The following is a 16,240-nucleotide window of genomic DNA, read 5'->3' as shown; positions in this document are numbered from 1 at the left end:
CGTCACCCCCTCATCCTCGGCAGGAACTGCTGCAGCGTGGCCTCGGCGATCTCGACCTTGCGCAGCTCCAGCTCGTGCCGGGCCCGCCGGAAGCTGAAATAGCCCTTGAACCGGGTCGTCTTGTTGCGGGAGCCGACGCCCTCCAGCCACGGCCCGTAGATGATGTCCCGGTCGTGAATCACCCGGTCCGCGCCGACGACGTCCTTCACGATCTGCGTCTCGTAGTACGGGGTCGGGTGCCGGATCGAGGCGTCGAGGTTGCGCTGCACCAGCGACAGCCCCTGGTCGGCGATGTCGTCGACGACCTTGTCCATGTAGTCGCGGAGCGCGAGCTGCGCGCGGCCGTCGAACAGCGGCCCGTCGCTGCTGACCGTGATGTCCGCCATCGTCACACCACCCCCAGCCGCACACGGCGGGCGTGCGCCTCGTACACCCGCTGGCGCAGGTCCTTAAGCCCGCCGGCGCGGGCCTCGCGGGCGTTCTCCCCGGACCCGGCGATGCGGGCGTAGGCAGCGCGTTGCTGCTCGACGCCGTTCATCGCCTCGGCGACGTTGAGGTCGTGCACGAGCGCGGGCGGCACCCACCGGGCCAGCGTGGCGCCGTTGCTGTGGGCGGCGGCCGTGGTGCCGAGCGCGCCGCGCTCCACGGTCAGCCGCCGGGCGGCGAACACCGTCGACCCGGTGTGCGCGGCCAGCACCGACCCGTCCCAGCCGCGGCGCACGATCAGGTTGTTCCCGGCGACGTCCTCGACGAGCATGCGCTCGGCGTCGAGCAGGATCACGTCCTCGACGGCGAACGCCGTGCCGTCGACGACCGCGACGAGGGTGTCCGACATGGACTCGTCGAGGTCGGCCTGCAGCGTCTGGCCCGTGCTGAGCATGCTCGTGCCGGTGACGAGCATGCGCTCCGAGTCGACGCGCAGCACGGCGCCGACGCCGACCGGGCTGTCCACGTCCACCGTCGCCGACGACGAGTCCAGCGGAGCGGCGAGCGCCCCGGCCGGGGCCTCGTCGTTGCCGTAGCCCCACAGCCCGGTGATGCCGACGTCGCGCTGCCGGGTCGAGCCCTGCCCGAAGCTCGCGGACGAGTCGAGATCCAGCTCCAGATAGGTGTAGGGCGGCCCGCTGTAGGGGCGCAGGAAGTATTCCGTGGACGGGATGACGACGCCACCGGAGGTGACCGAGGTGGCCGAGATCAGGTCGCGGTAGTTCGGGCTGTCCAGCCACAGCCGGTACGAGCGGCCGAGCTGGTCATCAGGCCAGTCGAAGTAGCGGGTCCCGGTCCACGGGTAGAAGATGCGGTGGCACAGGCGGTCCACCGCGCGGGCGCCGGCGGCGAGCTGCTGGTCGATCAGCAGGTTCGCGCGGGCGCCGTCGGTGATGTCGAGGCCGCGCTTGACGTCCTCACGTGTGGCGTAAACAGCTTCGCCCATCCTGTGCCCTTGCTTTCTTGGCCGTGCCACCGTGGCGGCAGGGAGTGGAGCGTGTTCAGTTGTGGACCGGGCCGGTCAGCAGCTGCCGATGTAGAGGCCGTCTGGTCGCCAGCCGTCGAACGGGCAGTACAGCTCGCCGTCCGGCCCGGTCCGTAGCGGCTCACCATCGTTGGGGCACGCCTGCGGGGGTGTCTCGCGCTCGGCGCGGGCCCCGTCGGCGGCCTCGGTGTAGATGTCGAGCAGCTGCTCCCACGACACGGCGACCTACTCCTCGCCGCTGTCGCCGTGTTCTTCGTCGTGTGCGACGAGCCGTTCCACGAGCGCGTCACGGTCGCCCTGGGCCGACAGCTCGCGCCGCTTGAGCTCGGCCTGCAGGTCGCGGTACTCCCACGTGTCGTAGTCCGGGGCCTCGTGCTCGCCGACGAGCACGGATTCGGCCGCCTGCTCGCGCAGCCGGTCGACGTCCTCCTGCGTCGCGGGCGTCCTGTCCTCGTAGGACGGTCCACCGTGGCGCGTGATCTTCGGCATCTCGGTGCCCTCCTCCACGTAGTCCGTGCTGCTGCACTGCGGGCACCGCGCCGCACCCACGCTGTACGCGCAGGTGCAGGCGCGGCAGATCCACAACATCAGGCCGACACCGCGGGCAGGTTCGCCGGCGCGCGCTGGACGTTGAGGTCGTGGGTGATCGCGGTGACCAGGCCGGTCGCCGTCGAGCTGCACCGGACGTGGGTGTGCCCGGCGGGCAGCTGCGACGCGAGCACCGGGATCACCGCCACACCGGCGGCGATCGTGACGGCCGCAGCAGCAGCCTGCTCCTCCTCGGTCCATGCGGTCGAGCCGTTCGCGTTGGCGTTCGCCGCGTAGTGGTCGACGACCGCGAGGTCCGCCGCGCCGGTACCGGCCGCGTCCGATGCGGACTGCACCGTGTAGGTGTCGGCCCCGACGCCGACGAACGCGACAGCGCTCGAGTCGACGAGGCTGATCCACACGCCATCCGCTGTCGGCGCGACGTTGAAGGCCCTTCCGAGTCCTTCCATCATTGCTGTTTCCGCCTTCCTTGCGGGGGTTTAGTGCCGGGCTGGAATGGGCCCCGGCCGGGGCGTTACTGCCGACCGGGGCTGGCGTGCGTCAGGCGCGCGCGGCGATCTTGACGAACGGGGAGAGGGTGTTGCTGCCCTTCTTCGGAGTGATCGCGTTCTGGATCCACGGGCGACCGTCGCCGCGCTGGATGATGCGCACCGCCGTCTGGTCGGTGTCGAACTCGACGTGCTCGCTGGTGGCCATCTGCATCTGCTGCCGGTCACCGATGAGGTAGTAGGACAGGTCGACGAAGTTGATGTCGCCCGAGTCGCCGACGGTCTCGGCCTTCTCGGTGAAGAACACCGGGCGGCCGAGGATGCTCATCGGCGGCCCCGACACGCCGTTGTTGATCCACACCGGGGCGGTGCCGGCGGTGTCGCCCGCCTGCCGGAAGCTCATCGTGGCCAGCGCGGGGAACGTGTCGATGTGCGCGATCCACACGGCAGAGCCCAGCGAGGACGGCAGCATCCGCGAGTACATCTTCGCGATGTTCTCCCACAGGATCGTGTCCGCGGGCTGGGCTGACTCCTTGGCCACCTCGACGGCGGCCTTGGCCTTGAGGAACCCGAGCGGCTCGCCGGCGCCCGTGCCGGAGAAGTAGGCGTTGTCCTCGGTGAACGCGAGCGCCTCGGGCCACTTCTGCGACAGGAACGCCGAGAACGACAGCAGGCTGTCGGAGAACAGCTCGTTGGGCACGATCGAGTAGCCGGTGAGCTTCTTGGCGTCGAGCACGACCCGGCCGAACTTGGCCGAGGACTTCTGCAGCTGCCCGGCCTCCTCGGTCCAGTAGGCGATCATCCCGCCGAACAGGGAGGTGGAGTTGTTGCTCGACTCCAGCGTGGGGAACGGCACGCGTGCCGTCTCCATCGGCACCACCGTCGCGCGAGGGCGCACGATGGACTTCTCGAGCGACACCTGCAGCAGCGTCGCCCGCAGCGACTCGGGCACCAGGAACCCGCCGTCGGCGGGGATGGTGCTGGAGTATTCGTTGCGGATCTTCGCCCGCTTGGCCTGCGCCTCGGGCGAGTGGTTGTTGAACCAGATCGTGCGCAGGTACTCCTCGCGGTCGGCGAACTCCTTGTCCAGCGCGGCGCCGAGCGCCTTCGGGTTGTAGCCAGCGCCCCGGTCGGGCGCGGTGTTGCCCGGGGCGAGGTCGGGGCGCCTGATCTCGGCGTCGGCGTTGTCCCGCAGGAACTCGGCGGTCACCCGCTCGACCTCCTCGCGGACCTGCTCGTTGAATTCGCGCTCGCGCTTATTGAACGCGGCGGCGTAGTTCTTGACGAGCTCGCCGATGCCCCCGTTCTCGAAGATGGCCTTGACCTTGGCCGGGTCGTTGAGGGTCTCCTCCAGCTCGTCGGGAGCCGTGGGGATGGCTGGTGCAGTCACTTGAACGCCTCCTTCAGAGCGTTGCTGAACTTCTCCGGGTCGAAGGCCGACGCCGGGGGCTGGGGGGCCGGGTTGGACGGTGGCGCGTCCGGTTCGGGCGCGGCGACGCGGCCGGCGAACTGGAACGCCGACAGGTCGTAGGCCGCGGGTTCGGGCGGGTCGTCGTCGCGGCGGCGCTGGCGCTGCACGATCTCGTCGGCGAGCCCAGCGTCGACAGCCTCCTGCGGGCTGTACCAGGTTTCGGCGCGCATCGCGGTGCGCCAGCCCTCGGCGTCGCTGCCGGTGCGCTCGGCGTACAGCCCGGCGATCGTGTCCGAGATGACGTTGAGGGTGTCGGCCATCTCCGTCATGTCCTGCGCGTTGCCGTAGCAGAACCCCGAGGCCTCGTGGATCATCATCTGCGACGCGAGCTGCATGCGGACCTTGTCCCCGGCCATCGCGATGAACGACGCGGCCGACGCGGCGAGCCCGTCCACGGTGACCGTGACCTCGCCGTCGATCTCGGCGAGCAGGTTGTAGATCGCGTACCCGTCGAACACGTCCCCGCCCGGGCTGTTGATCCGCACGTGCAGGTCGCCGCGGTGCCCGGCGAGCTGGTCGGCGACGTCCTGTGCGGACACGCCGAGGAACCAGATCTCGTCGTAGATGACCAGCTCGGGCGTGCCGTCCGTGACGTTGAGGTACTCGAACCGCCGCCCGGGCCGCTGCTGCGCCTTCGGGCGGGGTTTCGAGTCGCGGGCCTTGAGGAAGGCCTCCACCCGCGCGGTGATCTTCGGGTCCAGGTCCATCACTCCTCGCCTTCCCTGGTCTGCGCGGGGCGCCAGATCCCGACGATGGTTCCGCGGCAGCGCCACCGGCCGAGGCAGTCGATGTAGCCGCCGGTCGGGTAGAGCCGGTCGACGGCGGTCATGTCGGCGCTGTTCGCGATCCACCGGCCGTGCACGGCACGGCACGGTGCGCACGTGTTCGTGTCCAGCACCTCGGACGCGTACAGCGCCACGTCCGGGACGGACCGGAGCGTGGCCTTGCGGGCCTGGTTCTGCGCGTCGGTCATCGCCGCGGCGAGCATCTCGCGCGACCCGGCGTCGGACAGGTCGTCGAGGTGCTGCCGCACCCGCTCGATCACCTCGTCGTCGGGCAGGCCGGGCCGGATTCGGGCGGCCTCGCGGGCGGCCGAGCTGCCGTAGCGGTCGGCGTCGAGCGCGGCGGCCTCGCGCGCCATGGCGTCGAGGTCGGCGTCGGGCGGGGTGACCGGTTGAATGTCGGCGCCCTGCTGGTCGGCCTCGATGACGACGTGGTCGGCGGCCTTGGCGGCGAGGTCGCGCATGGCGTCGTGCAGGCGCTGCGCGGCGTCGCTGGAGTCGACGCGGATGTCGACGAGCGGGGTGTTGTCGTCGCCGCGCAGGATCGCGCGCAGAGCCTCGATGAGCTGGTCGATCCAGTCCTGCACGACGGTGCCGACCCAGGTCGCCATGATCCCGGCGACGGCGTGTTCCCAGTCGGCCTGTACGGGTTCGAGGTCGACGGCCTCGACGGCGTCGACGTCGGTGGCCGGCACGCCGTCGGGCGGCTCGGGCAGGTCGGCGTTGCGCACGTGCCGGTGCGGGTGCGGGTGGCGGTTCCGCGGTGGCTCCGGGGGCGTCGGGGTGGGCGCGGGCTCGGGTGCGGGCGGTTCGGGCGCGCCACCGGGGGCGGGCTCGGGCGGTGCCGGGGCGGGCTGCGGCTCGGGCTTCTCCCACACGAGCGCGTCGGGCAGTTCGAGCGCCTCCTGCACGGACTCGCCGGTGAACCCGGCGTCGATGTAGGTCTTGGCGGTGTTGGCCTTCGACTCGCGCGCGGCGTTCTCGGCGGCCTCGTCCTCGGGGACCGGGGAGTCGTAGTCGAACTCGTACTTCGCCGCGGTGTCCTTGCCGTACAGCGGCAGCAGACTGTGGTTGAGCACGTCGCGCCACCGGTCGAGCCGGGGCACCACGAGCCAGCGCGCGAAGATCTCCTCGCCGACCTCACCGTTCGAGCGGTTGACGTCCTCGGTGATGCCGAGCATGCCCTTGGGGAACCCGAACGCCTCCATGATCGCGTCGCGGCTGACGCCGCGCAGCTCGGCGAACTGCATGTCCCGCTGGGTGTACTTGCGGTCCTTCCACACGCCCTCTTCGAGGATCGCGACGCGGTGGGCTTTGGACACGCCCTTGTGCTGCTCGTTCCACCGCATGCGCAGCCGCTGGAAGTCCTCGTCCTGCAGCGACCGCGGGATCTCGATGATGCCGCCCGGCTCGGCGCTGTTGAGGAAGAAGTTCTTGTTCCACTCGGCCGCGGCCTTCGACCCGTAGATGTCGGTGAGCACCGCCTGCACCGGGCCCATCCCGCGGTACGGGTCGGCCGGGTTCGGCCGCCGGTTGAAGATCACCTCGTGCAGCTCGAGCGGCACCTGCTCGCCGTCCGGCGACTGATACACCCACCCGGCGAGGTACTTCGTGGGGTGCGGCACCGGGACGAGCCGGTCGGGGCGCACGGGCCACAGCTCCAGCGGCCGGGCGAAACCGCGCACGTAGCTGACGACCCAGGGGGCTTCGCCGGTGAGGTCGTGGTGCTGCTGGCTGGTCTCGAACAGCAGCATGCGGGTGAAGTGCGGGTTCGGCCGGTTGATCAGGTCGAGCGCGGAGTGCCGGGTCACCTCGGTGCGGTCTTCCTCCCTGCCCGAGGCGGCCTTGCGGTAGAGCTTCCACTCGGTGCGGGCGACGCTGGGGGCGATGCGGTCGACGATGCCGAACACGGTGCCGTTGTTGGCCATCGCTTCGAGCTGGCCGAGCTTGCCGAGGTTGCCGAACCACGGGATGCGGGACTGGACGCGGGACGCGAGCGGCACCGGGGCGTCGTTGCGCACGCGGGGCGCGGTGAGCGGCCTCACTGTCGGCCGCCGTCGGTCGGGGGTTCGACCATGCGCCACTCGGCGAGCAGCAGCGCCCCCGCCGTGCCGAGCAGGCCTGTGGTGACGCCGTGGTACCAGGCGGCGCCGACAGCGCAGCCCAGCGCGCTGAGCGACAGGGTGGCGGGCGCGAGTCGGTTCGCGACAGGCCGGAGCAGGCGCGCGAGCCGTGTGATCACGATGGCAGGATACATGCCAACCTGCGTATCTACGTAGTTACGCAGATAGGCAGGTCAGCGTGTCGCATTGGGCGACACCACCTCAGAGAGGAACGCGCATGGCGCAGGAGATCCAGGCCGTCGAGCTCACCGTCACCACGGACGCGAGCGGCTACTTCACGCACGCCTTCGACGCCGACATCGACATGGTCGTCGCGGGGGCGAACGCCCCGCTGGCGGGGCCGGATCAGGGGCTGGTCAGCGTGGCCGCGCAGGTCACCGGCGCCCGCTCGGTGGAGGGTCGGGCGTGGGTCACCTCGGCCAGCCCGGATGACTGGTCGGTGCGGGCCGCAGTGTCGAAGCAGGTCACGGTGACGCTGCTCGGCATCCGCAACGTCTGATCGCCGCAGTAGCGCCCGGCCCCAGGACCAGCGGGGCCGGGCGTTCTGCTGTCTGGCGGCGTGTCGTCGGCTACTGCTCGCGGGCGGGCTCGGGGCGGCGCGGTAGTTCGGCGCCGTCCTCGCCGAGGTACCAGCGGATGAACGCCGTGACGAGTTCGGACCCGGTGGTGCCGGCGTTGTAGGCGGCGGCGACGAACCGGGCGCGTGTGTGTTCGTCGATGCGGACGGTGAGTTTCGGGTTTCCCTGCGTTGGCACCGCTGGATCTTACCACAGTGGGTACCCACCCAATTTTTCTTCACATTACCTCTTGAGGGTGGGTACCCACCCTGCTATTCTATTTACAACAGCGCAGCACAGATAACTACACAGAGGAGCAGAGATGAACTTGCAGCTCACCGCCCCGGTCATCACCCTCGGCGACTACCAGGTTCGCAAGGTCAAGGGCACCTGCTGGGACGGCCAGTACGTCGCCTACCGCACGAGCGACCAGGACATCATCAGCGTCCACGGCAGCAAGCCCGCCGCGTTCGCGAAGATCGCCGACCTGGACTGCGGGATCGAGAAGGCCACCCCGGTGGCCGAGCGACTGGCCAAGCTGGCCACCGTCCCCGCCGAGACGCTCACCGCCTACCTCGCGACCCTCGACCCCTACAGCGACTGGCGCACCGTCCGCGACATCAAGGCCGAGCTGGCCCGACGCTAAACCCCCGGCGACCCCCGCCGGGGGTTTCGTCGTTTAAGCGGGGCTGAGAGTAACCGTCGAAGCCGCTGGTCAGCTACAGCCAGCGCACGTTCGGCTTCGGCTGCAGGTCCCGCTCGGCGACCACATAGCGCATCGCATCGCAGCCGTGGTCGTTCTCCTTCACCGGCTGTTCCTTGGGTGGCTTCCCGTCCTGCACGTCCCACACGTAGCCGGGGATCTCCTCCTCGGTGCACGTCGGTAGCTCGCGTGCGTCGAGGTCGGCGTCACGCTCGACGAGCGAGTCCCGCATCAGCATCAATCGCGGCTTGCCGTCGCCTGCGCGGCGGAACCGGGTCGCCACAGCCTCGATGCCGGGGGTGACGTCCTTTTTCGCGGCGACGGTGGACATGCCGAGGTGGCGTTCGAGCGTGGCCCGGTCTTCGGCGTCGTGGTCGCACACGATCGCGCGGGGCTTCGGCTCCTTCCACCGGCCGCCGGGCGCGACGAGCTTGAGGATCTGCCGCGCGTGGTCCTCGACCAGGCGACGGGTGTGGTAGATCTCCCGGTATCGCCACAGCCTGCCGTCGGGGTCCTCGGCCCAGAACTGGCAGACGAACGGGTTGGTGTAGCCGAAGTCGACGACCCACCAACGCGGCCACGAGTCGGGAATCGGGCGGCGGTCGACGAGGTGGATGGCCTCGTCCCACTCCTCCCAGATGATGCCTTCGGCGGACACCCACAGCCCGTCGCGGAGGCGCAGCTTGCGCACCCCGGTGAGGGCGTCGAGCCGTTCCAAGTACGCGCGGCCGCGTTCGGTGGGCTGGCCGTGCTCGTCGAAGTACACCGGGTTGTCCTCGTGCTTGGACCACAGGATCTTCGTCGAGCCGGTGTCGGCGCGCTTCTTGAGCCAGTGGTTCGCGTGTGACGGGTTGGTGTCGGCGATCAACTGCTGGAACGACACCTTGCCGTTGCGCAGACGGGACGAGCAGGCTTCCCAGTCCTCCTTGCCGAGCTCGATCGCTTCCTGGACGTAGATCACGTCGTACTCGCTGGACATGATCTTGGTGGGTTTGTCCATGCCACCGACGTTGATGATCGAGCCGTTCGTGTAGCGCCACGCGGCGGCCTCTTTCTGGCTGCCGCCGTACCACGACACGTGCCCGGCCTGGATGGACTCCGCGGCCACGTGCTGCTCGTAGGTGACCAGGCCCGTCGAGGTCAGGGATACGGCGGTCTTGCGGACCATGAGGCCGCGCATGCCGGGGTTGAGCAGGGCCATGAGGTGCAGCTTTTCGAGGCATGCGCGGGACTTGCCGGTGCCGGCCGGGCCTGAGAGGAGGACTTCGGGGTCGCGGCTGTGGAGGAGGGTGAGGGCGGCGCCGCGGGGTCGGTAGACGTGCTCGATGACGGGCGCGGTCACAGGCGCTTTCTCCAGGGTCGGTGCCACCAGCAGTGCAGGGCGAGCAGTACGCCGAACGCGACCCAGGCGGCGGCCATGACGATCAAGGGCCCGGTCATGGCCACACCTGCCTGAGCAGGCGGCGCCACCATGGGCGGGGTTGGGGCTGCGTGGCCGCGGTGATGGCGCTCCGGAACGGCGAGCCGTGGGGGACGATCCGCGTGCGCGTGGCCATGGCTGCTGTCCACGTGTCGCGGAGCTGGGCGAGCTGCTCGTCGGTGAGGTTGTCGTCGGCGACGAGCAGCTCACCGGCTGGCTGGATCGTGCAGCCGCAGTGTGGGAGGCCCGAGGGGCAGGCCGCTGCGTGCTCGGCGAGCTGGTGCGGGGTGGATTCCTCGTCGGTGTCGACCTCGATGACGGGGGCGCCGAAGAACGTGCCGAGGGCGCCGTCACGTGGGGGCGGTGGTGACGGGTCGGCGTGTGCTTGGAGGGCGGCGATCTGGGCGCGGGTGAGTTTGACCGGCGGCGGGGGCAGTGGCGCGCTGGTGACCAGTCGGTGCACCGCCTCGACGTCGACGGGGGTGTCGGTGGCGGCGTCGGCGCGTGCGGTGTGCCAGTCGCGCTGGCAGGCCTCGCGGCAGAAGTCGGTCGAGGGGCTGTCGCCGAGGGGGCCGCCGCACTGCAGGCAGCCGAGCGCGCGGTCGATCGCGTCGACGATGTCGGTCACGGCCGCCGACTTCTCATCCACGAGGACCCCTCCAAAGCTGACTCAGCCGCGCCGACTCCTCGGCGCGCTTGCGGGCCTTGTGCGACTGGCGCGCGTAGTAGACGCTCGCCAGGGCGCACAGCACGGTCACGATCGTCGCGATGGTGGTGATCATGTCGCCTCTGGGGTGGGTGAGCCCTCGAACGGCCAGGGGTGGCGGCGGGGCACGGTGATCGTGGTGCGCTCGACGTCGACCGGGTGGCCGTGCTCGTCACGGATGCAGCGCGGCCGGCCGGTGTCGTCGAGCACGTACTGCTCGAACGTGACCGTGGTGGCGTCGAGGACGATGCTGCTCGCCATCGGCACGGTGGTGGGGTCTACGCCGTGCTGGCGGGTCCAGTCGCAGAGGGCGAGCCGGTCGCGCTCGGACAGCCCGGTGGTGATGGTGTGGTGGGTGGTGGTCACGTCAGCTCCTTGGGGTTGATGCCCTCGACGAGGTACTTGACCTGCACGTTGCCCTCGACCTGCGCCTTGGTGGGCACGTCGATGCCGCGCAGCCGGGCGAGGCGTTCCTCGATCTTGAGGATGGTCTCGACGGCGCGCAGCTTCGGCATGTCGTCGAGCACCGGCGGGCCGTCGTCGCTGAGCCGCACGACCCTGCCCTGCGACACCGCGAGATGGTCCCGGCCGAGCACCGCGAGCGCCTGGCGGCGCAGTTCGTCGAGCCGCTGCTCCTGCTCGGCCCGGTACTCGGCGACAGACTGGGCGGGGATCTGCCGCAACGCCTCGGCGTAGATCTGGTGCGCGCGCTGCTTGGACACAGGCGGGTCGAGCGCGGCACCGATGGCCTCGAAGTCCATGCCGTCGCGGCGCATCCGCAGCACGGCGTCCTTGCGGGCCTCGCTGGCCTCCTTCGCCTCCGACGAGCGCGTGTCTCCCATGTCAAGCTCCTCTGGTCAAGGTCAGGTTCTCATGGGGTGTGCTGGTCAGCGGGATGTCAGCCTCCGTGTGGTCCGTGGATTTGTGCTCGGCGTCGGTCGGGTCGTGTCCAGGGTTTGCAGTGGTAGCAGGGGCGGGCGGGTGTGCTGTCGCGGTTGATCCAACCGTCGTGGCAGCGGGGGTCGTGGGGTTCGGGTTCGTCGATGGGTTCGCCGGTGCGGTCGCGGCGGGGGTGGTCGCGGGTCATGTGGGTCTCCTCGGCGGTGCGGGGAGCGGGTAGCGGTGGAGGACGTCGGCGACGAGGCGCACGGCCTGGTCGCGCAGGGTGCCGCCGTGGCCGTCGAGCGCCTCGACCTCGTCCCAGTTGCCGATCGGGTCCCAGTGCGCGGCGAGCTCGTCCACCACCGCGCGGGCGGCGTCGCAGGGTGCGCAGTCGCGCTCGTGGACGGTCACGATGCCTCCACATCGAACAGGCACGGCTCGGCGGCACGGTTGCGCCACAGAACCTCGGTGCGTTCCTGGCGGGTGCCGCCCTGTCCGGTGGTGGTGTCGATGCGCGTGCTGTACCAGCCGTCGTACAGCTCGGCGTAGAGCGGGCTGTCGTAGCCGGAGAGCACCACGGAGGCACGGCAGTCGGCGAGCGCCGCGGCGAGTTCCCGGTGCTCGTCCCTGCCCTTCATCTCGTGCCGGTAGCCGCCGGAAACGCGGGTGCTGCCGAGGTAAGGCGGGTCGACGTAGAGCAGCACGTCCGGGCTGCGGCCGTAGCGTTCGATGATGTCCAGCGCGGGCTGGCACTCCAGCGACACGCCGGCGAGTCGCTCGGCTGCTGGAAACATGCGCCCGACGTAGGCCTCGAGGTATCCCGGCATGGAGGTGTTTGAGCCGGCGGGGTCGATGTAGTGGCGCCAGCCGGTGCGGCGCAGGGTGCCGGAGCGGGACTGCGAGAGGCGGACCCAGACACGTCGGGCGCGCTCGACGTCGTCCGGGACCTCGAGGCCCAGCGCGTAGGCCTCGAGGAACTCGGCGCGTGCGTGCGGCGTGAGTGCACAGACCCGGGCCAGCTCGTCGGGCTGCTCGCGCAGCACGCGCCAGAACGTCATCAGGTCGCCGTCGAGGTCGTTGACGGTCTCCATGCGCGACCGCGGCTTGGCCAGCAGCACGGCGAGGGACCCCGCGTATGGCTCGACGTAGTGCTCGTGCGGCGGGAACGTCGCCACGATCTGTTCGGCGAGCCTGGTTTTGCCGCCGAAGTAGGCGAACGGCGGTTTCACGATGCCTCCGTTCGTGCTCGCGGCCGGTGGTCGCAGCGTTGGCTGGTTGGGCCCAGGTGCTTGCCGTCGGGGTGCCAGCGCCAGCCTTCGCCGTCGCACAGGCGGCAGCGGGCGATGGCGAGCTGCGCGCGCCGGTGCCGCTCGGGCTGGTCGGCGTCCCAGGCTTCGGCGGCGCGGCGGGCGTCGGCGCATTGGCCGCACGGCGGCGGGTGTTCGTCGTGCCGGTGGCGCGTGCAGCGGTCAGCCGGGCGCTGGCCGTCGAGGGGGTTCGAGGGGGCGGGGGGCGTGCCCGCGCGTTCGGTAGGTGACGGCCCCTCCCCAAGGTGACCACCAGAAGTACGGGACGGGTCGGGTCGGGACGGGACGGGGGGGTTGTGACTCACGGTGGGACTGTCGCGGGATTCCGTTTGTGAGTCCCGCTGTGTGTCTCCCTTGGTGTCCCGTTGGGACACTCCGAGGGACATGGCACGTTTCGCGCGCTGCTCCGCCTTCCGCTGCCGCCACGCCTCACGATCGGCCTCGACGGTGGCCCGGGTCGGGTTGTAGTCGGGCCAGTCGTGGAACACGTAGCCCTGCTCACCCTCGACCTCTGCGCGCTCCCACAGGCCGACGGCGACGAGCCGCTTGGCGTAGCGGTGGCGCGGGTCCCATGTCTCGACCTGCTCGTCGGGCACGAACCCGTCGGCGACGTTGACCGCGACGTTGTCGGCGCACCACGTGCCGGCCAGCTCCCAGAGGCCGACCGCAGGCAGGCGGTCCTTGCCGAGCTTGCGGACCTTCGGGTGGCGCCAAAACGAGTCGTCGGACTTGAACCAGGTCATCAGGCAGGCACCTTTCGTGCTTGGTGGTGCGCCGCGAGTCCGAGGCGGTCTCGGATGCGGCCGGTGGTGTAGGTGGTCATACGGGTGTGGACGGCGATTTCGAGGTCGGTCCAGCCCGCGGCCCACAGGTCGGTGACGAGGCGTTCGCGGTCCTTGGTGAGCAGCAGCTCGGCGGGCAGCTGCCCGGCCCAGCACAGGTCGCAGACGCGCCGGTAGGACGGTGTGGTGGTGTCCGGGCGCGGCGGTGTCGGCCGCGCGCTCACGCGGTAGCCCACGTCGCACCTCCCCCAATGCCGACGAATGGGAGCAGGTACGCGAGACCGGCGGCGCCTTGCTGGGGCACCACGCCGTTGCCGAGCACCCTGAGTTGCTCGCTGCGGGACAGGCCGGGCACGTCGGTGACGTAGCCGTCGAGCAGGCCCATCATCCACTCGACGAACCGCGGGCTCAGGACGCGGGCGCCTCGGGTTCCCACAGTGTGAGGGGCGGGGGCCGGCCGTCCGAGGATGCGCTCCCACGGTCGGATCGCGGGTTCGTACGGTCCCCAATCGATCGGGCCGCGTCCGTCAGCGTCGTGCCGTGACCCCAGGCTGGGTTCGATCCGCTCGATGATTCCGCGTCGGTCGCTGTCGGCGTCGGCAGCAGCGCTACCGCGCTGGGCAGCATCAAGTCGCCCGAGCTGCCACGCTGGCCCGGTCCTCCGTTCGTGCCGTCCGTCGCCCGGGGTGTCGGTAGCAGCGCACCAGGTAGGCAGGTCGCATCGCCCCTCTGATTCCGTCCCTTGTGGTCGCGGGCGGTCGGTGTCGGCAGCACCTTCACGAGCGCCGTCGCGAGATCGTCCCCGCCGGATGCTGGCCGGTTCGCTCGCGCGTAGTCCGGGCCAGCGTGGGAGAGCTTCGCCTCGGGTGTCGGCAGCAACGACGAACACGCGGAAGCGGCCGTGCGGGGCGCCGACGTCGGCAGCGCGTAGGCCGTGCCACGCCGCGTCATACCCGAGCTCGGCCAGGTCGCCGAGAACGGCACCGAGTGCCCGCACATGAGGCTCGTCTCCAGGGTCTCCCAGACACCACGGGCACGGTTCCACGTCGCTATCGGCTGGGGCACTGAGCAGTCCTCTCACGTTCTCGATCACCACGAGCCGGGGCCGCAGCACGGCGATGGCGTGCGCCATGTGCGACCACAGGCCGGAGCGGGTGCCAGGTCGCAACCCGGCGCGGCGGCCGGCCGCCGACACGTCCTGGCAGGGGAAGCCGCCGCCGAGCACGTCGACCGGCTCGACGGTGTCCCAGTCGACGGCGGTGATGTCGCCGAGGTTCAGCACGCCGGGGTGGTGGTGGGCGAGCACCCGGCACGCGGCGGGCTCGATCTCGGAGTACCAGGCGAGGGTTCCGCCGAGCACCGAGAGCACGGCCTGCGTCAGCCCGCCGTAGCCTTCGAACAGTCCCCCGTATCGCATGCTGCCCTCCCCGTGGGTGCGTTGGTGTTGTGGTGCCGGGTGGCCGCGCAACATCGGGAGAAGCGCGGCCACCCGGGGTGTGGTTCGGTCGGCGCAGGTGCGGCACCCCCGTCGGTCATAGGGGCTCGTGGCCGTCCTTTCGATTCCGTGCTCCCGCGACTCCATGCAACGCGGGCGGGGACGTTCACGCCGACCGAGGTCTACGGGCGCAGCGAGCCGGGCGCCTGGCCGAGCATCACCGGCACGACGAAGTCGCCGTCGGTGGCCGCCAGCTCGTTGGCCAGCGTCTGCCGGATGTCGGCGAACGCGTTACGCCGCGCCAGGTCCGGGCGGTGCAGCCGGTAGCCGATGGACAGCTGGCCGTCGCTGACGGAGTACCGCAGGCGGGCCGGGATGTTCACCGGCGGCAGGCCGAGGAACGGCGACAGGGCGACCGTGAACCGGCGCGGCACCTCGATCTGCCCGGACTTCGTGGTGGTCTTGGTCTCCTCGTTGTAGGTCAGCTGCAGGTCGGTGGTGGTGAGGTTGACGGCCGATGAGAATTCGGCCTTCTTGTGCGCCTTGAATGAGCTGGCGACCTCGAGGAAGTCGGCCGGGTCCGGGTCGACGATCGTGGCGGCGCGGTCCTCGAGGAACTCGGCGAAGTCGAACTGGTTGAACCAGCGCCCGTCGGTGGCGAGCCACGCCTGCCATTCGGGGTCGTCGAGCAGGCGCAGCTCGGCGCTGTGGTCGCGCCAGCCGGGCCGGTTGTAGTCGGCGTGGTCGTTGAACACCGCGGTGAAGCGCGAGCGGGACTCCTCGCCCCACACGGTGGTGTGGTCGTCGGCGAGGCGCTGCACGTAGGCGGCGAAGTCGCCGACGTCGTAGAGCACGACGGCGCCGCGGTTGCGGGTCGGCTCGGGCAGGAACTCCTCGAGGTTCGTGACGTCGATGCGCTCGTCGTGGCGGCGCGTGCGCACGACCAGCGGGCCGTTCATCCTGACGTCGTAGGGCTGGGGCGGGGTGGCGGCCTCGGCGCGGCGCGTGAGGTCTTCGATCAGCGCGCCGTCCCCGGCGGTGACGGCGTCGAGCGTGGTCTCGATCATGGGTGGGTTGTCTCCTTCGGGGTGCTGCCGTAGTAGTCGAGCTCGTCCTGGTTCGGGTCGGTGCGCTGCAGGTCGCCGAGTTCGGTGGCGTAGAAGATCGACGCGGGCTGGTCGAACACCGGGGCCTGCTTCTTCACGTCCCCGGCGATGAGGAGGGCCTCGGTGCCCTTCTCCTTCTTGAACTGCAGGGTGAGCTGCAGCTTGCCGGGCTTGCCGGTTTGGGTGACGCCCTTGACGACGTCGCGCAGCGCCTCGGACAGCTCGCGGTGGGTCTTGCCCTTGGCCAGTTCGAGCAGGAACGCCGCGAAGTCGCGCGGCGGGCGCTGCTCCCCTGTGGACTGATCGGTCACTTCTTTCCTTTCTGGTTGCGCCGGTTTTCCTCGGCGATGCGGCGGATTTCGGCTGGGTCGGGTTCGGGGATCGGTTCGGAGTCGACATCGCGCCGTAGCGCCTCAACCGCCTTGCGCACGTCGCGGCGGCTGGCCTTGCCCATCGGG

The 16,240-nt window shown here is 70.5% G+C and carries 25 protein-coding genes; 2 read left to right on the top strand and 23 right to left on the bottom strand.

Features of this window, described 5'->3' with window-relative positions; all coding sequences use genetic code 11:
- Nucleotides 1–2 precede the first annotated feature (2 nt).
- The 9 genes from BAY60_RS14360 to BAY60_RS14320 all read right to left on the bottom strand — a co-directional run bounded on the left by BAY60_RS14360 (nt 3) and on the right by BAY60_RS14320 (nt 7,003).
- Complete coding sequence (locus BAY60_RS14360; protein WP_112281433.1) at nt 3–386, bottom strand: hypothetical protein; 384 nt, start codon at nt 384–386, stop codon at nt 3–5.
- A gap of 2 nt (nt 387–388) precedes the next feature.
- The gene (locus BAY60_RS14355) at nt 389–1,432 is read right to left on the bottom strand and encodes a hypothetical protein (protein WP_112281432.1); all 1,044 of its coding nucleotides are present in this window, start codon (nt 1,430–1,432) and stop codon (nt 389–391) included.
- A 75-nt stretch (nt 1,433–1,507) separates the two neighbouring features.
- A complete protein-coding gene (locus BAY60_RS14350) occupies nt 1,508–1,690 on the bottom strand; it encodes a hypothetical protein (protein WP_112281431.1) in 183 nt (60 codons plus the stop codon).
- 6 nt (nt 1,691–1,696) lie between these two features.
- The gene (locus BAY60_RS14345) at nt 1,697–2,059 is read right to left on the bottom strand and encodes an SAP domain-containing protein (RefSeq protein ID WP_112281430.1); all 363 of its coding nucleotides are present in this window, start codon (nt 2,057–2,059) and stop codon (nt 1,697–1,699) included.
- Nucleotides 2,059–2,472: a hypothetical protein gene (locus BAY60_RS14340; protein ID WP_112281429.1), complete on the bottom strand. Its 414-nt coding sequence runs from the start codon at nt 2,470–2,472 to the stop codon at nt 2,059–2,061. Before BAY60_RS14340 ends, BAY60_RS14345 begins: the two co-directional genes overlap by 1 nt.
- 88 nt (nt 2,473–2,560) lie before the next feature.
- Nucleotides 2,561–3,898 carry a phage major capsid protein gene (locus BAY60_RS14335; protein ID WP_170160411.1) on the bottom strand — a complete coding sequence of 446 codons (1,338 nt, stop codon included), beginning with the start codon at nt 3,896–3,898 and terminating at the stop codon, nt 2,561–2,563.
- Nucleotides 3,895–4,686, bottom strand: a complete 792-nt coding sequence (locus BAY60_RS14330) for a head maturation protease, ClpP-related (RefSeq protein ID WP_112281427.1) — start codon at nt 4,684–4,686, stop codon at nt 3,895–3,897. The genes BAY60_RS14335 and BAY60_RS14330 overlap by 4 nt, the downstream gene beginning before the upstream one ends.
- Nucleotides 4,686–6,782: a phage portal protein gene (locus BAY60_RS14325; RefSeq protein WP_146771012.1), complete on the bottom strand. Its 2,097-nt coding sequence runs from the start codon at nt 6,780–6,782 to the stop codon at nt 4,686–4,688. Before BAY60_RS14325 ends, BAY60_RS14330 begins: the two co-directional genes overlap by 1 nt.
- A gap of 20 nt (nt 6,783–6,802) precedes the next feature.
- Nucleotides 6,803–7,003 (bottom strand): hypothetical protein, encoded by a 201-nt coding sequence (locus BAY60_RS14320; protein WP_146771011.1) that lies wholly within the window; start codon nt 7,001–7,003, stop codon nt 6,803–6,805.
- 98 nt (nt 7,004–7,101) lie between these two features.
- Here BAY60_RS14320 and BAY60_RS14315 point away from each other — a divergent pair, with 98 nt between their 5' ends.
- Nucleotides 7,102–7,383, top strand: coding sequence for a hypothetical protein (locus BAY60_RS14315; RefSeq protein WP_112281424.1), 282 nt, complete (start codon nt 7,102–7,104; stop codon nt 7,381–7,383).
- Between the two features lie 70 nt (nt 7,384–7,453).
- Here the strand turns inward: BAY60_RS14315 and BAY60_RS14310 are convergent, their stop codons facing one another.
- Nucleotides 7,454–7,639 (bottom strand): hypothetical protein, encoded by a 186-nt coding sequence (locus BAY60_RS14310; protein ID WP_112281423.1) that lies wholly within the window; start codon nt 7,637–7,639, stop codon nt 7,454–7,456.
- A gap of 124 nt (nt 7,640–7,763) precedes the next feature.
- Here BAY60_RS14310 and BAY60_RS14305 point away from each other — a divergent pair, with 124 nt between their 5' ends.
- Complete coding sequence (locus BAY60_RS14305) at nt 7,764–8,087, top strand: hypothetical protein (RefSeq protein WP_112281422.1); 324 nt, start codon at nt 7,764–7,766, stop codon at nt 8,085–8,087.
- 73 nt (nt 8,088–8,160) lie between these two features.
- Here the strand turns inward: BAY60_RS14305 and BAY60_RS14300 are convergent, their stop codons facing one another.
- The 13 genes from BAY60_RS14300 to BAY60_RS37125 form a co-directional block, all read right to left on the bottom strand.
- A complete protein-coding gene (locus tag BAY60_RS14300) occupies nt 8,161–9,486 on the bottom strand; it encodes a phage terminase large subunit (protein ID WP_112281421.1) in 1,326 nt (441 codons plus the stop codon).
- Nucleotides 9,487–9,580: 94 nt separating this feature from the next.
- Nucleotides 9,581–10,213, bottom strand: coding sequence for a hypothetical protein (locus BAY60_RS14295; RefSeq protein WP_112281420.1), 633 nt, complete (start codon nt 10,211–10,213; stop codon nt 9,581–9,583).
- The gene (locus BAY60_RS37140; protein ID WP_170160410.1) at nt 10,206–10,346 is read right to left on the bottom strand and encodes a hypothetical protein; all 141 of its coding nucleotides are present in this window, start codon (nt 10,344–10,346) and stop codon (nt 10,206–10,208) included. Before BAY60_RS37140 ends, BAY60_RS14295 begins: the two co-directional genes overlap by 8 nt.
- Entirely contained in the window at nt 10,343–10,636 is a 294-nt protein-coding gene (locus BAY60_RS14290) for a hypothetical protein (RefSeq protein WP_112281419.1), read from the bottom strand. Before BAY60_RS14290 ends, BAY60_RS37140 begins: the two co-directional genes overlap by 4 nt.
- Nucleotides 10,633–11,112, bottom strand: coding sequence for a hypothetical protein (locus BAY60_RS14285; RefSeq protein ID WP_112281418.1), 480 nt, complete (start codon nt 11,110–11,112; stop codon nt 10,633–10,635). Before BAY60_RS14285 ends, BAY60_RS14290 begins: the two co-directional genes overlap by 4 nt.
- Nucleotides 11,113–11,353: 241 nt before the next feature.
- Entirely contained in the window at nt 11,354–11,563 is a 210-nt protein-coding gene (locus tag BAY60_RS14280; protein WP_112281417.1) for a hypothetical protein, read from the bottom strand.
- On the bottom strand, nt 11,560–12,381 hold the full coding sequence (locus BAY60_RS14275; protein WP_112281416.1) for a DNA adenine methylase: 822 nt from the start codon (nt 12,379–12,381) through the stop codon (nt 11,560–11,562). The genes BAY60_RS14280 and BAY60_RS14275 overlap by 4 nt, the downstream gene beginning before the upstream one ends.
- On the bottom strand, nt 12,378–13,202 hold the full coding sequence (locus BAY60_RS14270) for a hypothetical protein (RefSeq protein ID WP_112281415.1): 825 nt from the start codon (nt 13,200–13,202) through the stop codon (nt 12,378–12,380). The genes BAY60_RS14275 and BAY60_RS14270 overlap by 4 nt, the downstream gene beginning before the upstream one ends.
- On the bottom strand, nt 13,202–13,477 hold the full coding sequence (locus BAY60_RS14265) for a hypothetical protein (protein WP_112281414.1): 276 nt from the start codon (nt 13,475–13,477) through the stop codon (nt 13,202–13,204). Before BAY60_RS14265 ends, BAY60_RS14270 begins: the two co-directional genes overlap by 1 nt.
- Nucleotides 13,462–14,658, bottom strand: a complete 1,197-nt coding sequence (locus BAY60_RS14260; RefSeq protein ID WP_112281413.1) for a DNA cytosine methyltransferase — start codon at nt 14,656–14,658, stop codon at nt 13,462–13,464. Before BAY60_RS14260 ends, BAY60_RS14265 begins: the two co-directional genes overlap by 16 nt.
- A 200-nt stretch (nt 14,659–14,858) precedes the next feature.
- Nucleotides 14,859–15,743: a DUF2303 family protein gene (locus BAY60_RS37135; RefSeq protein WP_170160409.1), complete on the bottom strand. Its 885-nt coding sequence runs from the start codon at nt 15,741–15,743 to the stop codon at nt 14,859–14,861.
- Nucleotides 15,740–16,093: a hypothetical protein gene (locus BAY60_RS37130; RefSeq protein WP_170160408.1), complete on the bottom strand. Its 354-nt coding sequence runs from the start codon at nt 16,091–16,093 to the stop codon at nt 15,740–15,742. The genes BAY60_RS37135 and BAY60_RS37130 overlap by 4 nt, the downstream gene beginning before the upstream one ends.
- Nucleotides 16,090–16,236 (bottom strand): hypothetical protein, encoded by a 147-nt coding sequence (locus tag BAY60_RS37125; protein WP_170160407.1) that lies wholly within the window; start codon nt 16,234–16,236, stop codon nt 16,090–16,092. Before BAY60_RS37125 ends, BAY60_RS37130 begins: the two co-directional genes overlap by 4 nt.
- Nucleotides 16,237–16,240 lie beyond the last annotated feature (4 nt).

The sequence above is a fragment of the Prauserella muralis genome (assembly GCF_003202285.1).
In the GTDB taxonomy this organism is placed as follows: Bacteria; Actinomycetota; Actinomycetes; order Mycobacteriales; family Pseudonocardiaceae; genus Prauserella_B; species Prauserella_B muralis.
The sequence above is the reverse complement of the archived record's forward strand: the minus strand, read 5'-3'. Positions and strand labels throughout refer to the sequence as shown.

Excerpts from the sequence above, each read along its gene's own strand:
- BAY60_RS14360 (WP_112281433.1), bottom strand. The coding sequence starts at position 386 with ATGGCGGACATCACGGTCAGCAGCGACGGGCCGCTGTTCGACGGCCGC.
- BAY60_RS14355 (WP_112281432.1), bottom strand. The coding sequence starts at position 1,432 with ATGGGCGAAGCTGTTTACGCCACACGTGAGGACGTCAAGCGCGGCCTC.
- BAY60_RS14345 (WP_112281430.1), bottom strand. The coding sequence starts at position 2,059 with ATGTTGTGGATCTGCCGCGCCTGCACCTGCGCGTACAGCGTGGGTGCG.
- BAY60_RS14340 (WP_112281429.1), bottom strand. The coding sequence starts at position 2,472 with ATGATGGAAGGACTCGGAAGGGCCTTCAACGTCGCGCCGACAGCGGAT.
- BAY60_RS14330 (WP_112281427.1), bottom strand. The coding sequence starts at position 4,686 with ATGGACCTGGACCCGAAGATCACCGCGCGGGTGGAGGCCTTCCTCAAG.
- BAY60_RS14315 (WP_112281424.1), top strand. The coding sequence starts at position 7,102 with ATGGCGCAGGAGATCCAGGCCGTCGAGCTCACCGTCACCACGGACGCG.
- BAY60_RS14305 (WP_112281422.1), top strand. The coding sequence starts at position 7,764 with ATGAACTTGCAGCTCACCGCCCCGGTCATCACCCTCGGCGACTACCAG.
- BAY60_RS37140 (WP_170160410.1), bottom strand. The coding sequence starts at position 10,346 with ATGATCACCACCATCGCGACGATCGTGACCGTGCTGTGCGCCCTGGCG.
- BAY60_RS14285 (WP_112281418.1), bottom strand. The coding sequence starts at position 11,112 with ATGGGAGACACGCGCTCGTCGGAGGCGAAGGAGGCCAGCGAGGCCCGC.
- BAY60_RS14270 (WP_112281415.1), bottom strand. The coding sequence starts at position 13,202 with ATGACCTGGTTCAAGTCCGACGACTCGTTTTGGCGCCACCCGAAGGTC.
- BAY60_RS14260 (WP_112281413.1), bottom strand. The coding sequence starts at position 14,658 with ATGCGATACGGGGGACTGTTCGAAGGCTACGGCGGGCTGACGCAGGCC.
- BAY60_RS37135 (WP_170160409.1), bottom strand. The coding sequence starts at position 15,743 with ATGATCGAGACCACGCTCGACGCCGTCACCGCCGGGGACGGCGCGCTG.
- BAY60_RS37125 (WP_170160407.1), bottom strand. The coding sequence starts at position 16,236 with ATGGGCAAGGCCAGCCGCCGCGACGTGCGCAAGGCGGTTGAGGCGCTA.